This window comes from Pelomonas sp. KK5 (assembly GCF_001984095.1).
Taxonomy (GTDB): Bacteria; Pseudomonadota; Gammaproteobacteria; order Burkholderiales; family Burkholderiaceae_C; genus KK5.
This window is the reverse complement of record NZ_LYVQ01000194.1, coordinates 1-12,711: the sequence shown is the minus strand read 5'-3', so window position 1 is coordinate 12,711 and position 12,711 is coordinate 1. Positions and strand designations below refer to the sequence as shown.

Below are 12,711 nucleotides of genomic sequence, written 5' to 3'. Positions count from 1 at the left end.
GTGTCCGGTAACGGCTGGGCGGGCGACGATGGCGATGCGAACATGCGCGCTCGCTGCAACCGCCGAGGACCATGATGACCGCTCAAGCCCAGACCGCCGCCGCCTTCCGTTCGCTCCATCAAGCGGGGGCAGCGATGCTCCGGCTGCCGAACTGCTGGGATGCCGGCAGCGCCCGTGTGATGGCCGCGCAGGGCGCGGTGGCGCTGGCCACCAGCAGCGCCGCCGTCGCCTGGGCCCAGGGCTATGGCGATGGCGACCGCCTGCCGGTGGACAGGCTCGTGGCCTGCCTGGCGTCGATCACCCGCCACCTGGGCCTTCCGCTGACGGCCGACATCGAGGGCGGCTATTCGGACGAGCCGGCCCAGGTCGGCGCCACCGTGCGCGCGGTGATCGATGCCGGCGCGGTCGGCATCAACCTGGAAGACGGCGCTTCGCCGCCGGCGCTGCTGGCCCGCAAGATCGAGGCGGCGCGTGCAGCGGCCGCGAGCGCCGGCGTGCCGCTGTTCATCAACGCCCGCTGCGATGTGTTCCTCAGAGGCCTGGTGGCGCCGGAGTTGCGCGTGGCCGAGACCTTGGCCCGGGCTGAGCTGTACCGCTCGGCCGGCGCGGATGGCCTGTTCGCCGCCGGCGTCCGCGAGGCGGGCGACATCGCCGCGCTGGTCGCCGGCACCGCCCTGCCGGTGAACGTGCTGGCGCTGCCGGGCGTGCCCAGGGCGGCCGAACTGGAGCGCCTGGGCGTGCGGCGCCTGACGTCCGGCTCGGGCATTGCCGAGTCGGTCTACGCCCGCATCGGCCAGCTGACCCGCGACTTCCTCGCCGAGGGCGACAGCGCCGCATTGGCCGCCGATGCGCTGCCCTACGGCGAGCTCAATGCCCTCATGCTCGGCTGAGTCAGCTGAGCTTCCAGGCCGAACGCGGGCCCTCGCGCCCGACGCGGTCGATCGCCGAGGCGACGATCGCGTTCAGGCCCGCTGCCGGGATCTTCAGCTCGGTGCCGGTGCGGAACTCCCAGCGCTCGCCGTAGCGCAGCCATACCGCGTGCTGCAGCACCGGGCTGCCGCCGACGTGCAGCGCCAGCATGCCGGCGCCGTCGGGGCTGCCCAGGTAGAGGGTGGCCTGCGGCAAGGCGGAACCTTCGGCCGCCAGCCAGGGCGTGGCCGGCACCAGCGCGGGCTGGGCATAGGCGCCGGCCTTCAGCGCATCGGCGAGGCGGCGGCGGTTCTGCGTCAGCGCCACCATGCTGAAGTGGATGTGGCCGGTCTGCGGGGCGATCTCGCGCTGCAACTGGATCTGGCCGGTGATCTCGTCCACGGCCCAGCTCTTGGCGTCGTTCGCGTCCGCGCTGATGCGGCTGGTGAACATGCCCGGCCAGATGTGGCGGCCCAGCGGGTTCTGCGCGTGCCAGTACTGCAGCAGCGGCCCGAAGGCCTGCGCCTTCTGCGTGCGCGGCCAGTAGAGCTGCGGCGCCAGGTAATCCAGCCAGCCACGCTCCAGCCAGAGCTCGACATCGGCATAGAGCTTGTCGTACTGGCTGTAGCCGCTGATGCCGGCCGGTCGCAGCGCGGGCTTGCCCAGGCCGAAGGGGCTGACGCCGAAGCGCACCCAGGGCTTGGTGGCGCGCAGGGTGTCGTGGATGCGCTCGACCAGGCGGCTGACGTTCTGGCGCCGCCAGTCGGCGCGGGCTAACGTTCCACCTGAGCTGACATAGCGCTGCCAGGACGGCTCGTCCGGGAAGTCCAGCTCGGTCTTGCCGTCCGGGCCGTTGACGGCGTACGGGTAGAAGTAGTCGTCGATGTGGATGCCGTCCACGTCGTAGCGCTGCAGCACGTCGCGGAACACCGACAGGCTGTGCTCGCCGGCATCGGGCTCGCCCGGGTCGATCCAGAGCTGGTCGCCGTAGCTCTTCACCCAGGCCGGGTGGGTCTGGCTGATGTGCGTGGCGGCTGGCGCCGAGCGGGCGGTACTCTGTCGGGCGCGGAAGGGGTTGAACCAGGCGTGCAGCTCGAGCCCGCGCTTGTGGGCCTCGGCGATCCAGAGTGCCAGCGGGTCGTAGTAGGGCGAGGGCGCCTGGCCCTGCGTGCCGCTGAGGTACTCGCTCCAGGGTTCCAGCGGGCTGTCGTAGAGCGCATCGGCGGCGGTGCGCACCTGGAAGATGATCGCGTTCAGGCCCAAGGCGACGGCCTGGTCCAGCATCGCGTGCATCTCGGCCTGCTGCTCGGCGGTGGACAGGCCCTTCTTGCTGGGCCAGTCGATGTTGGCGACCGTGGCGACCCAGGCGGCGCGGAACTCGCGCGGGGCGGCGGGCGGCAGCGCCGCCAGTTCGGGCGCGGCCTGCAGGCGCGGACCGGCGGGTCGGTTGGCGCAGGCGCCGAGCGCCAGGGCGGAACCGAGAATCGAGCGACGTGTGATCAGCATCAGACTTTCACGAACCAGCGTTTCTTCCACATGAACCAGGCGATCACGTACATCGCCAGCACGAAGCCGATCGCATAGACCAGCGAGGCATTGACCGGGGCCAGGCCCGAGTCGCGGATCGGCGCCCAGAGCAGGCCCTTCAGCGTCTCGCCCGACTCGAACTTCACCAGCCCCAGGATCCGCGCGATCAGGCCCGACAGCGCGAAGATGAACAGCGCGTTCATGCCGAACACGACGCAGGGCTTCAGCAGCCGCGCCGCCTTCTCGCGCAGCAGCGGCAAGGGCATCGCGTCCAGCAGCCAGTAGAAGACGCCGAACACGATGCAGGCCCAGCCGGCCATGAACACGGAGAACGACGGCGTCCACAGGTTCTTGTTGATCGGCATCAGCCAGGCGTCGCCGACCTGGCCGATCCACAGCAGGGCCAGACCCGCCACCAGCAGCCACATGGCCTTTTCCATCGGCTCGCGCTTGCTGGCGAGCCAGTGGCCGGCCAGCACGCCGAAGAGCTGGCTGGCGACGGCCGGCAGCGTGGACAGCAGCCCTTCGGGATCCCAGGTCTTGGCCTGCACCCACAGGTGGCCGCCCAGCAGCGTGCGGTCGATGAAGGCACCGAGGTCCTCGCCCTTCACCAGCGAGCCGGTGTGCATGACGCCCGTCGCATCGGGCACCGTCGCGTTCAGCATCGCCACCGCGTAGGCGCCCAGCAGGCCGACGATCCAGGCCAGTTGCCCGCGCCAGCCGAAGTACAGCACCAGCGGCGCCGTCAGCACCGTGCACAGGCCCAGGCGCTGCAGCACGCCGGGGATGCGCACCGTGTGGAAGTTGAAGTGCGGGAACAGGTTCAGCGCGATGCCGATGGCGATGATGGTCAGGCCGCGGCGCACCGTGCGGGTCAGCAGAACCTGGCGGTTAGCGCCTTGTGCCGCCAGCCGGCCCAGGCTGATCGTCATCGAGATGCCGCTGATGAAGACGAAGAAGGGGAAGATCCAGTCGGTGAAGGTCCAGCCGTCCCAGGGCGCGTGTTCCAGCGGGCCGTAGAGGTGACCCCAGTCGCCGGGGTTGTTGACCAGCAGCATCGCCGCCACGGTGAAGCCGCGGAAGGCATCGAGGGACAGCAGTCTCTTGCTCATCATTGTTCTTTTTTGCCGAAACCTTCAGGGATGCGGACCAGCGCGGCCATCGCGAACGAGGGGATCGTCGCCAGCAGCACCCAGCCGAAGAAGTTCACATAGCCCAGCGCCTCCTGCAGCTTGCCGCTCCACATGCCCGGCAGCATCATGCCCAGCGCCATGAAGCCGGTGCAGATCGCGTAGTGGGCCGTCTTGTGCTCGCCCTGGGAGACCAGGATCATGTACATCATGTAGGCGGTGAACCCGAGGCCGTAGCCGAACTGCTCCACCGCCAGCGCCGCGCTGATCAGCCACAGGCTGCCGGGCTGGAACCAGGCCATCGCCAGGAACACCGCATTGGGCACATGCATCGCGAAGATCAGCGGCCACAGCACCCGCTTGAGGCCGAAGCGCGAGACGATCCAGCCGCCCAGCAGCCCGCCCAGCGTCAGCGCGATCAGGCCGACCGTACCGTAGGCGATGCCGACGTCCTTGGTGTGCAGGGCCAGGCCGCCGGCATCGGTCTGGTCCAGCAGGAAGGGCGTGGCCAGCTTCAGCAGTTGGGCTTCGGGGAAGCGATAGAGCAGCAGGAAGCCGAGGATCACCGCGATGCCCGGCCTGGCGAAGAAGAGCTTGAAGATGCGCAGGAACTCGGCCGGCGTCATCCGCCCGGCCTCGGCCTTGCGGTCCTCGGCCGGGCGCGGCAGCACGAACTGGTGCCAGACGGCGGCTGCCAGGAACAGGCCGCAGAGCAGGAAGAACACCGTGCTCCAGGCCCACTTCATGTCGCCGAAGCGTTCCTGCAGCGTGCCCGCCAGGTAGACCAGCGCGCCCTGGCCGGCGATGTTGGCGAAGCGGTAGAAGGTCGAGCGCACGCCGACGAAGGCGGCCTGCTGGTGCGTGGGCAGGGCCAGCATGTAGAAGCCGTCGGCGGCGATGTCGTGCGAGGCCGAGGCGAAGGCCATCAGCCACAGCACCGCCAGCGTCATGCGGAAGACCATCGGCCCGGGAATCGTCAGCGCCACCAGCGCCAGCGCGGCGCCGACGACGAACTGCAGCACCACCGTCCAGCCCCGCTTGGTGCCGATCATCTCGACCAGCGGGCTCCACAGCGGCTTGATCACCCAGGGCAGGTAGAGCCAGCTGGTGTAGAGCGCGATGTCGGCGTTGGAGACGCCGAAGTTCTTGTACATGATGACCGAGAGGGTCATCACGACGACGTAGGGAATGCCTTGCGAGAAGTACAGCGTGGGCACCCACGCCCAAGGCGAGCGAACCGTCATGCGGCCAGCGCCGCGCGGACGCTGCCGTGAGCGGCATCGAGCCGGGCCTTGGCCTCGGCCGCCGTGCTGCCCAGCTTGATCGTCACGACCGCCCACTTCACGCTCTGCCCGCACTGGTCCAGCGTGGCGCGGGCGGTGGCCTCGTCGCAGCCGGTGGCGCGCATCGTCAGCGCGACGGTGCGGCGCACCAGCTTCGCGTTGGTGGCCTGCACGTCCACCATCAGGTTGCCGTAGACCTTGTGCAGCTTGACCATCAGGCTGGACGAGAAGGTGTTCAGCGCCATCTTCTGCGCGCTGCCCGCCTTCAGCCGGGTGCTGCCGGAGATCACCTCGGAGCCGGTGTCCAGCGTGATGCCGATATCGGCGGCGGCGGTGACCGGCGCGTCCGGGTTGTTGGCGAAGCCGACGGTCAGCGCGCCGGCCGCCTTGGCCGCCTCGATCGCGCCCAGCACATAGGGCGTGCCGCCCGAGGCCGCCAGGGCCAGCAGCACGTCGTTCGGCGTCGGGTTCAGCGCGGCGATGTCCGAGGCACCCAGCGCCCGGTTGTCCTCGGCGCCTTCGACGGCGGCATACATCGCCTGCGCGCCACCGGCCAGCACGGCCACGGCGCGGTCACGCGGCCAGCCGAAGGTGGGCGGCAGCTCCACGCTGTCCAGCACGCCCAGGCGGCCCGAGGTGCCGGCGCCCGCATAGAGCAGCCGGCCGCCGGCCTGGATGCCCGGCAGCGCCCGGGCGACCGCTTCGGCCAGCGCCGGGGCGGCGGCGCGCACCGCCTGCACCGCCTCCAGCTGGTCGTCCACGAAGGCCTCGATCAGTTGCGGCAGCTCGTAGAGGTCGAGGTCGAGGTGGCGGGTGCTGGGGGTTTCGGTCTTGAGCATGGTGGGCAGGGACTCTAGTGGGGGCAGCTTGGGCTCGCCAATGCCGCCAGGGATTGTCGTCATAACCGAAGGTAATCCTAAAAATCTGCGGCGGGCCTGTAAGGACCGGCGGGCTGCGGGCGACACAGCCCGGCGCGTCATGCATCCGATCCCGAGATCGGCGCGTATTGATGGATTCCTTCCTTCTTCTTTTGTTTCCCCAACCGTCAAGGAGACTGACATGCAAGCCCAACTGAAATCCGGCCTGACCATCGCCGCCACCGCCGCCGCCCTGTTCGCCAGCGCCGGCCTCGTCGCCACGCCGGCATTCGCTGCCGATGAAGGCGTGCACTGCACCGGCGTCAACAGCTGCAAGGGCACCTCCGAGTGCAAGACCGCCAAGAACGAGTGCAAGGGCCAGAACTCCTGCAAGGGCCAGGGCTGGGTGACGAAGGCCTCCGCCGCTGAATGCACCAAGGCCGGCGGAAAAGTTGCGAAGTAAATGAAGCCGACGATCTCCGGCTTCGGCCTCGGCCTGCGCCCCGAGCACTACGCGGCGCTGGCCGGGCCCTTGCCCGCCGTGCTGCGGCCCGACTGGCTGGAGATCATCAGCGAGAACTACATGGTGGCCGGCGGCCGCCCGCTGCATCACCTGGACCGGCTGCGCGCCGACTTCCCCATGGTGATGCACGGCGTGTCGCTGTCCATCGGCAGCCGCGATCCGCTGGATCGCGGCTATCTGCGCGAGCTGAAGGCGCTGGCCGACCGGATCGAGCCCGGCTGGGTCTCCGACCACCTGTGCTGGACCGGCGTGGACCACCGCAACCTGCACGACCTGCTGCCGATGCCGTATACCGAGGCCGCGCTGCGCCACCTCGTGCCCCGCATCGCCGAAGTGCAGGACGCCTTGCAGCGCCCGCTGGTGCTGGAGAACGTCTCCAGCTACGTGCGCTTCGCCGCCGACGAGATGGACGAGGCCGGCTTCGTCGCCGAGCTGCTGCGCCGCTCGGGCTGCCAGTTATTGCTGGACGTCAACAACGTCTACGTCTCCAGTCGCAACCATGATTTCGACGCCCGCGCCTATATCGACGCGCTGCCGGCGGCGCAGATCGTTCAGATCCACCTGGCCGGCCACGAGGACCGCGGGGACATCGTCATCGACACCCACGACCATCCGGTCTGCGACGCCGTCTGGCAGCTCTATGCCTACACGCTGCGGCGCATCGGCGAGAAGCCCACGATGATCGAGCGCGACGACCGCATCCCCCCGCTGCCCGAGCTGCTGGCCGAGCTGGCCCAGGCCCGGGAGCTGGCGCGTTGCGCCGCGCGGCTGGCGGCATGAGCATGAGCTCCACCGCCTTGCTCGACGCCCAGCAGCGCGCCTTCCAGCAGGCCGTCAGCGAAGGCGCCGACGGCATCGGCCTGCTGCATCCGGGCCCCGGCCTGGCCGTCTACCGCGAGGCCTACAGCGCCCGCCTGATCGCCGCGCTGCGCGACAACTATGCGGTGCTGCAGCGCGCTCTCGGCGACGAAACCTTCGACACGCTGGCCCGCGCCTACGTGGCGGCGCATCCGTCCCGTTTCGCCTCGATCCGCTGGTTCGGCGACGGGCTGGCCGCCTTCATGAGCAGCGAATGGCCCGAGCTGCCGCACCCGGCCCTGGTCGACATCGCCCGCATGGACTGGGCGCTGCGCGCCGCCTTCGACGGCCCGGACGCACCGCCGCTGGAGGCCGCCGCGCTGCTCGGCCTGGCGCCCGAGGCCTGGCCCGGCCAGGTGTTCCAGCTGCATCCCTGCACGGCGCTGCTGCCGCTGGAGTGGGCCGTCGAGCCAGCCTGGCGCGCGCTGCGCGCCCATGAGGAAGGCGAGCCCGACCCCGAACTCGCGCCGCCCGAGCCGCTGGATCATCAGCTGCTGATCTGGCGCCAGCAGCTCGAGACCCGCTGGCGCGCGCTGGAGCCGCTGGAAGCCGCGCTGCTGCAGGCGCTGGCCGAGGGCCGGGACTTCGCCGGCATCTGCGATCGGGCGGCCGAAACGGTCGGCGCCGAGCAGGCCGCGCCGACGGTGGTCGGCCTGCTGCAGCGCTGGCTCGCTGACGGCTTGTTGACTCAGCGCGTGGCGTCGTAGCTCGCCGCCTGGTTGACCGACCGGGTCGCGATGATCCAGCCGTGCTGGTTCAGCGCCGCGTCCACCGTGCCGTTCTGGGTGACCGTCCAGACCAGCTTCAGCGTGCAGCTCGCCACCGGCGCGGTCAGCGGATTGTTCTGGTTGGCGCTGACGCTGGCCTGGTTCAGCGCGTCGTCCAGCCGCAGCGTCGACAGGTGGAACAGCCGCGGATCAGTCTCGTCCGCCAGCGGCGAGAGCCCGATGGCCGTGGCGGTGAAGCTGCTGTGGTCCGAGCGGCTGCAGCTGGCGTCGGCGGCCAGGCCCGGCGGCTTCGGCAGGTCCGGCGCATTGAGCGCCACGTCGACAGTGCCGGCCGAGCGCCGGATCTGCAGCGTGCCCGTGGGCGCAGCGATGGCGATGGGCCGCGGGAAGCTCACCGTGTTCGGGTAGACGGTGCCGTTGCGCACGAAGTTGATCGTGACGCGCGGCTGGGCACCGGCGTCGTTGAAGTCTCGCTCCCAGCGCATGCGCTGGCCGCCGGTGCTGTCGCGCAGCGGCACGGCGGCGGCGTCGCCGTCGCTGGCGGTGAGGCTGTCGCCGGGGCTGGGCATCAGCGTGGTGAGCAGGTTGGCGCTCTGGCTCAGCCAGGCATCCACATGGATGACGCCCGCCTGCTGGGTCACGGTGAAGCGGGGGCTGACGTTGTCGGTGGAGACCGTGTTGGACTCCTTGCAGTTGGACAGCGCGCAGCCGAAGGCGTTGCCGATGTCCTCGCCGATGCCGCCGCCGCCGCAACCGGCCACCAGCAGCGTGGCCAGGCCGATCGATGCGGTTCTTCTCTTTCTCTTCATGTTTCTTTTCTTCCTCCCTGCGCGAGCCGCGCACGGGCGGCAAGCTTGCCCGATGCATGAGGCCGGGCTTCGATGCATGATGGCGTTTGTCAATACTCCCAAAGAACAGCCCGCCATGCCCACCATGCTATATGCCGTCCGCCGCCTCGCCCTCGCCGCTGCACTGACGGTCGTCGCCCATGGGGCGCAGGCCGCACTGGCCGTCGGCGCGCCCGCCCCGACCTTCTCCACCGAAGCCGCCGTCGGCGGCAAGGCCTTCCGCTTCAACCTGGCCGACGCGCTGAAGCAGGGCCCGGTGGTGCTGTACTTCTATCCCAAGGCCTTCACCAAGGGCTGCACGATCGAGGCCCACAACTTCGCCGAGGCCACCGACAAGTTCAAGTCCATGGGCGCCACGGTGATCGGCATCTCCACCGACGACATCGAGAGCCTGAAGAAGTTCTCGGTCGAGGAGTGCCGCAACAAGTTCGCGGTCGCCGCCGACGTGGACGGCAAGGTGGTCAAGGACTACGACTCGGCGCTGAAGATCATGCCCGGCCATGCCGACCGCGTGTCCTACCTGATCGGCACCGATGGCCGTGTCGCCGCGGTCTACTCCAGCCTCAGCCCGGACGGCCATGTCGAGACGATGCTGAAGGCCGTGGAACAGCTGAAGGCCCGCTGAACACGGGGGCTGGCACGGGCTAAAACGCCACAGCCGCAGGCCTGCGGCCGCCCCGATCGCGTCAAAATGCAACCGTTCTTGCGTGGGGGAGCGGCTTTGATGACTGTCGAACAAGAGGACCGGACCCTGCCACCCGCCTCGGGTCGGGCAACGAAACTGGTGGACGAGGTCGCGCGGGTGCTGCGCCAGCGCATCTATGGCGGCGTCTACCCGCCCGGCGAGCTGCTGCGCCAGGTGCAGCTCTCGCAGGACCTCAACGTCAGCCGCACGCCGCTGCGCGAGGCGCTGCGCCTGCTGCAGAGCGAAGGCCTGGTGGCCGCCGAGGGCGCCCGCGGCGTCTGCGTGACCCGCGCCGACCGTTCCCGCCTGCTCAATGCCTACTCGATGCGCGAGATGCTCGACGGCCTGGCCGCCCGCCAGGCGGCCGAGAAGGCCGCCGACCGCGCCCGCGCCGTGCTGGAGCCGATGATCGAGCGGCAGGTGGCCACGCTGGAGCCCTGGTCGCCGGTGGACTATGTGCGCCACAACGTCGACTTCCACACCGCCATCATCGAGATGGCCGACAACGAGTTCCTCAGCGCCCAGACGGCCGTGGTGCGCCTGACCTCCACCGTCTTCGCCCCCGCGGTGCTGGTCACCAGCGCCCGCGCGCGGCCGGCCATCGGCGAGCACCGCCTGGTCGTCGAGGCCATCGCCGCCGGCAACGGCGCCGAGGCCGAGCGCCTGGCCCGCCATCACATCCGTGAAACCATCGAGTGCCTGAAGAAGGACCGCTGCGCGGAATGAACGACCGATGGCCCCGGCCTACCTGCTCAAGCGCCTGCTGACCCTGCTGGCCACGCTGCTGGCGGCCTCGCTGCTGGTGTTCGGCGTGCTGGAACTGCTGCCCGGCAATGCCGCGCAGCTGCTGATGGGCCCCGATGCGGCGCCCGAGGCCGTGGCCGCGCTCGCCCACAAGCTGCACCTTGATGACGCCGCGGTAACCCGTTACTTCCACTGGCTGGGCGGCCTGCTCACCGGCGAGCTGGGCGACAGCTACGCCTACGGCACGCCGGTCTCCGCCCTGATCGCCGAGCGGCTGGCGCTGACCGTGCCGCTGGCCCTGCTGGCGATGGCGCTGGCCGCGGTGCTGGCGCTGGCGGCCGGCGTGTTCGCCGCGGCGCGCCATGACCGGCTGGGCGACTGGCTGGTCAGCGGCTTGGCGCAGCTGGGCATCGCGCTGCCGAACTTCTGGTTCGCGATCCTGCTGGTGCTGGTCTTCTCGGTGGGCCTGCGCTGGCTGCCGGCCGGCGGCTTCCCCGGCTGGGCCGAGGGGCCGGGCCCGGCGCTGCAGGCGCTGGCCCTGCCCACGGTGGCGCTGGCGGTGGTGCAGGCGGCCATCCTGGCTCGCGTGACCCGCGGTGCCGTGCTGGCCCAGCTGCAGGAGGACTATGTGCGCAGCGCCCGGGCCAAGGGCCTGTCGCGCGGCGCGGCGCTGTGGGGCCATGTCTTGCGCAATGCGATGGTGCCGGTGCTGACGGTGATGGGCCTGCAGTTCGCCAACCTGCTGGCCGGCACCATCGTGGTCGAGAACGTGTTCTACCTGCCGGGCCTGGGCCGGCTGATCTTCCAGGCCATCGCCAACCGCGATCTCACGGTGGTGCGCGACTGCGTGATGCTGCTGGTGGCGATGGTGGTGCTGGTGAACTTTCTCGTCGATGTGCTGGCGGCGCTGATCGACCCGCGGCTGCAGCAACAGGCCGAGGCCTCATGAAGAAGATCCGCACCAATGCCAAGCTGAGCATCGGCCTGCTGCTGACGCTGGCGCTGCTGCTGCTGGCGCTGCTGTCCAGCGTCTGGACGCCCTGGCCCACCGAGGAGCTGGACGTGCTGGCCAAGCTGCGCCCGCCCGGCGCCGAGCACTGGCTGGGCACCGACAGCCTGGGCCGCGACGTGGCCAGCCTGCTGATGGCCGGCGCGCGGGTGTCCATCCGCGTCGGCCTGATCGCGGTGGCGATCGGCATGGGCCTGGGCGTGGCGCTGGGGCTGCTCGCGGCCGCGCGGGGCGGCTGGCTCGACGAGCTGCTGATGCGCGGCGCCGACCTCGGCTTCGCCTTCCCGGCCATCCTGACCGCGCTGCTGTTCACCGCGGTCTTCGGCCCGGGCATCGAGATCGCCATCGCCGCGATCGGCCTGCATGCGGTGCCGGTGTTCGCGCGGGTCACCCGCTCGGCAGCGCGCGAGGTCTGGTCGCGCGACTACTGCCTGGCGGCCCGCGCCTGCGGCCGCGGCGCCTGGGACATCAGCCGCCAGCATGTGCTGCCCAATGTGCTGCCGGTGCTGGTGGTGCAGGCGACGATCCAGTTCGCGCTGGCCATCCTGGCCGAGGCGGCGCTGTCCTACCTGGGCCTGGGCACGCAGGCGCCCGAGCCCTCCTGGGGCCGCATGCTGGCCGAGGCGCAGAGCTTCCTGTTCAGCGCGCCGCTGCTGGCGGTGTTCCCGGGAGCGGCGGTGATGCTGTCGGTGCTGGGCCTGAACCTGCTGGGTGACGGGCTGCGCGACCTGCTCGATCCGCGTCTGCGGGGAGTCCGCTGATGCTCGAAGTCAGCGACCTGCGCATCCGCATCGCCGGCGTCGAGCGGGTGAGGGGCCTGAGCTTCTCGCTCGCGGCCGGCGAGACGCTGGCGCTGATCGGCGAGTCCGGCAGCGGCAAGACGCTCACCGCGCTGGCGCTGATGGGCCTGCTGCCCGACGGCGCCCAGGTCAGCGGCAGCATCCGCTTCAAGGGCCGCGAGTTGCTGGGCCTGCGCGAGCGCGACTGGTGCGCGCTGCGCGGCAAGTCGCTGGCGATGGCCTTCCAGGAGCCGATGACGGCGCTGAACCCGCTGCACCGCGCCGGCGCCCAGGTGGCCGAGGCGCGGCGCCTGCACCAGGGCCGCGCGCGGGCGCAGGCGGACGAGGAGGCGAAGGCGCTGCTGCGATTCCTGTCGCTGGAACCGGCCGAGCGCATCGCCGCCTCCTATCCGCATCAGCTCTCCGGCGGCCAACGCCAGCGCGTGGGCCTGGCGATGGCGCTGGCCTGCGGGCCGGAGCTGCTGATCGCCGACGAACCCGGCACCGCGCTGGATGCGCACCTGCGCGCCCAGGTGCTGGCCTCGCTGGCCGCGCTGGCGGCCGAGCGCGGCATGGCGCTGCTGCTGATCTCGCATGACCTGACCCTCGTCGCGCGCCGCGCGCAGCGCCTGCTGGTGATGTACGCCGGCCAGGGCGTGGAGCAGGGCGGGGCCGCGGCGCTGCTGGGCGGCGGTTCGGCCCACCCGTACACCCAGGGCCTGCTGGCGGCGCGGCCGCAGCTGGGCGTGGGGCGCGGCGAGCGCCTGGCCGCGCTGCCGGGCAGCGCACCGGACCTGGCGGCGCCGCCCGCCCCGGGCTGCGCCTTCCGCG

At 70.8% G+C, this 12,711-nt stretch carries 14 protein-coding genes; 9 read left to right on the top strand and 5 right to left on the bottom strand.

Features of this window, described 5'->3' with window-relative positions; genetic code table 11:
• The first annotated feature begins 71 nt into the window (after positions 1 to 71).
• On the top strand, positions 72 to 890 hold the full coding sequence (locus B0W88_RS23935) for an isocitrate lyase/phosphoenolpyruvate mutase family protein (protein WP_077037130.1): 819 nt from the start codon (positions 72 to 74) through the stop codon (positions 888 to 890).
• A gap of 1 nt (position 891) precedes the next feature.
• On the opposite strand, the gene B0W88_RS23930 is transcribed toward B0W88_RS23935, so the two are convergent.
• The 4 genes from B0W88_RS23930 to B0W88_RS23915 are packed head-to-tail and all read right to left on the bottom strand — an operon-like array spanning position 892 to position 5,688.
• Positions 892 to 2,415 (bottom strand): glycoside hydrolase family 10 protein, encoded by a 1,524-nt coding sequence (locus B0W88_RS23930; protein ID WP_077037129.1) that lies wholly within the window; start codon positions 2,413 to 2,415, stop codon positions 892 to 894.
• The gene (locus tag B0W88_RS23925) at positions 2,415 to 3,548 is read right to left on the bottom strand and encodes an acyltransferase family protein (RefSeq protein WP_233151825.1); all 1,134 of its coding nucleotides are present in this window, start codon (positions 3,546 to 3,548) and stop codon (positions 2,415 to 2,417) included. Before B0W88_RS23925 ends, B0W88_RS23930 begins: the two co-directional genes overlap by 1 nt.
• Positions 3,548 to 4,810, bottom strand: a complete 1,263-nt coding sequence (locus tag B0W88_RS23920) for an MFS transporter (protein ID WP_077037127.1) — start codon at positions 4,808 to 4,810, stop codon at positions 3,548 to 3,550. Before B0W88_RS23920 ends, B0W88_RS23925 begins: the two co-directional genes overlap by 1 nt.
• Positions 4,807 to 5,688, bottom strand: coding sequence for an N-acetylmuramic acid 6-phosphate etherase (locus B0W88_RS23915; RefSeq protein WP_077037126.1), 882 nt, complete (start codon positions 5,686 to 5,688; stop codon positions 4,807 to 4,809). The genes B0W88_RS23920 and B0W88_RS23915 overlap by 4 nt, the downstream gene beginning before the upstream one ends.
• A 220-nt stretch (positions 5,689 to 5,908) precedes the next feature.
• Between B0W88_RS23915 and B0W88_RS23910 the strand changes: the two genes are divergently transcribed.
• The 3 genes from B0W88_RS23910 to B0W88_RS23900 are packed head-to-tail and all read left to right on the top strand — an operon-like array spanning position 5,909 to position 7,794.
• Positions 5,909 to 6,169, top strand: a complete 261-nt coding sequence (locus B0W88_RS23910) for a hypothetical protein (RefSeq protein ID WP_077037125.1) — start codon at positions 5,909 to 5,911, stop codon at positions 6,167 to 6,169.
• Entirely contained in the window at positions 6,170 to 7,009 is an 840-nt protein-coding gene (locus tag B0W88_RS23905; protein WP_077037124.1) for a DUF692 domain-containing protein, read from the top strand.
• Positions 7,006 to 7,794, top strand: coding sequence for a DNA-binding domain-containing protein (locus tag B0W88_RS23900; protein WP_144006919.1), 789 nt, complete (start codon positions 7,006 to 7,008; stop codon positions 7,792 to 7,794). The genes B0W88_RS23905 and B0W88_RS23900 overlap by 4 nt, the downstream gene beginning before the upstream one ends.
• On the opposite strand, the gene B0W88_RS23895 is transcribed toward B0W88_RS23900, so the two are convergent.
• Complete coding sequence (locus B0W88_RS23895) at positions 7,776 to 8,624, bottom strand: hypothetical protein (RefSeq protein WP_077037122.1); 849 nt, start codon at positions 8,622 to 8,624, stop codon at positions 7,776 to 7,778. The two genes, B0W88_RS23900 and B0W88_RS23895, sit on opposite strands and share 19 nt — an antisense overlap.
• A gap of 124 nt (positions 8,625 to 8,748) precedes the next feature.
• On the opposite strand from B0W88_RS23895, the gene B0W88_RS23890 reads away from it, so the two are divergent.
• From B0W88_RS23890 to B0W88_RS23870, 5 genes are all read left to right on the top strand, one after another.
• The gene (locus B0W88_RS23890; RefSeq protein ID WP_077037131.1) at positions 8,749 to 9,288 is read left to right on the top strand and encodes a peroxiredoxin; all 540 of its coding nucleotides are present in this window, start codon (positions 8,749 to 8,751) and stop codon (positions 9,286 to 9,288) included.
• Positions 9,289 to 9,387: 99 nt separating this feature from the next.
• Complete coding sequence (locus B0W88_RS23885) at positions 9,388 to 10,074, top strand: GntR family transcriptional regulator (protein ID WP_077037121.1); 687 nt, start codon at positions 9,388 to 9,390, stop codon at positions 10,072 to 10,074.
• A gap of 7 nt (positions 10,075 to 10,081) precedes the next feature.
• Entirely contained in the window at positions 10,082 to 11,041 is a 960-nt protein-coding gene (locus tag B0W88_RS23880; protein ID WP_077037120.1) for an ABC transporter permease, read from the top strand.
• A complete protein-coding gene (locus B0W88_RS23875; RefSeq protein ID WP_077037119.1) occupies positions 11,038 to 11,862 on the top strand; it encodes an ABC transporter permease in 825 nt (274 codons plus the stop codon). Before B0W88_RS23880 ends, B0W88_RS23875 begins: the two co-directional genes overlap by 4 nt.
• Positions 11,862 to 12,711, top strand: an 850-nt coding sequence (locus B0W88_RS23870) for an ABC transporter ATP-binding protein (RefSeq protein WP_077037118.1), incomplete at its 3' end; no start/stop codon positions are given. The genes B0W88_RS23875 and B0W88_RS23870, both read left to right, overlap by 1 nt.

Excerpts from the sequence above, each read along its gene's own strand:
- B0W88_RS23920 (WP_077037127.1), bottom strand. The coding sequence starts at position 4,810 with ATGACGGTTCGCTCGCCTTGGGCGTGGGTGCCCACGCTGTACTTCTCG.
- B0W88_RS23885 (WP_077037121.1), top strand. The coding sequence starts at position 9,388 with ATGACTGTCGAACAAGAGGACCGGACCCTGCCACCCGCCTCGGGTCGG.
- B0W88_RS23875 (WP_077037119.1), top strand. The coding sequence starts at position 11,038 with ATGAAGAAGATCCGCACCAATGCCAAGCTGAGCATCGGCCTGCTGCTG.
- B0W88_RS23880 (WP_077037120.1), top strand. The coding sequence starts at position 10,082 with ATGGCCCCGGCCTACCTGCTCAAGCGCCTGCTGACCCTGCTGGCCACG.
- B0W88_RS23895 (WP_077037122.1), bottom strand. The coding sequence starts at position 8,624 with ATGAAGAGAAAGAGAAGAACCGCATCGATCGGCCTGGCCACGCTGCTG.
- B0W88_RS23930 (WP_077037129.1), bottom strand. The coding sequence starts at position 2,415 with ATGCTGATCACACGTCGCTCGATTCTCGGTTCCGCCCTGGCGCTCGGC.
- B0W88_RS23890 (WP_077037131.1), top strand. The coding sequence starts at position 8,749 with ATGCTATATGCCGTCCGCCGCCTCGCCCTCGCCGCTGCACTGACGGTC.
- B0W88_RS23905 (WP_077037124.1), top strand. The coding sequence starts at position 6,170 with ATGAAGCCGACGATCTCCGGCTTCGGCCTCGGCCTGCGCCCCGAGCAC.
- B0W88_RS23925 (WP_233151825.1), bottom strand. The coding sequence starts at position 3,548 with ATGAGCAAGAGACTGCTGTCCCTCGATGCCTTCCGCGGCTTCACCGTG.
- B0W88_RS23935 (WP_077037130.1), top strand. The coding sequence starts at position 72 with ATGATGACCGCTCAAGCCCAGACCGCCGCCGCCTTCCGTTCGCTCCAT.
- B0W88_RS23900 (WP_144006919.1), top strand. The coding sequence starts at position 7,006 with ATGAGCATGAGCTCCACCGCCTTGCTCGACGCCCAGCAGCGCGCCTTC.
- B0W88_RS23910 (WP_077037125.1), top strand. The coding sequence starts at position 5,909 with ATGCAAGCCCAACTGAAATCCGGCCTGACCATCGCCGCCACCGCCGCC.
- B0W88_RS23915 (WP_077037126.1), bottom strand. The coding sequence starts at position 5,688 with ATGCTCAAGACCGAAACCCCCAGCACCCGCCACCTCGACCTCGACCTC.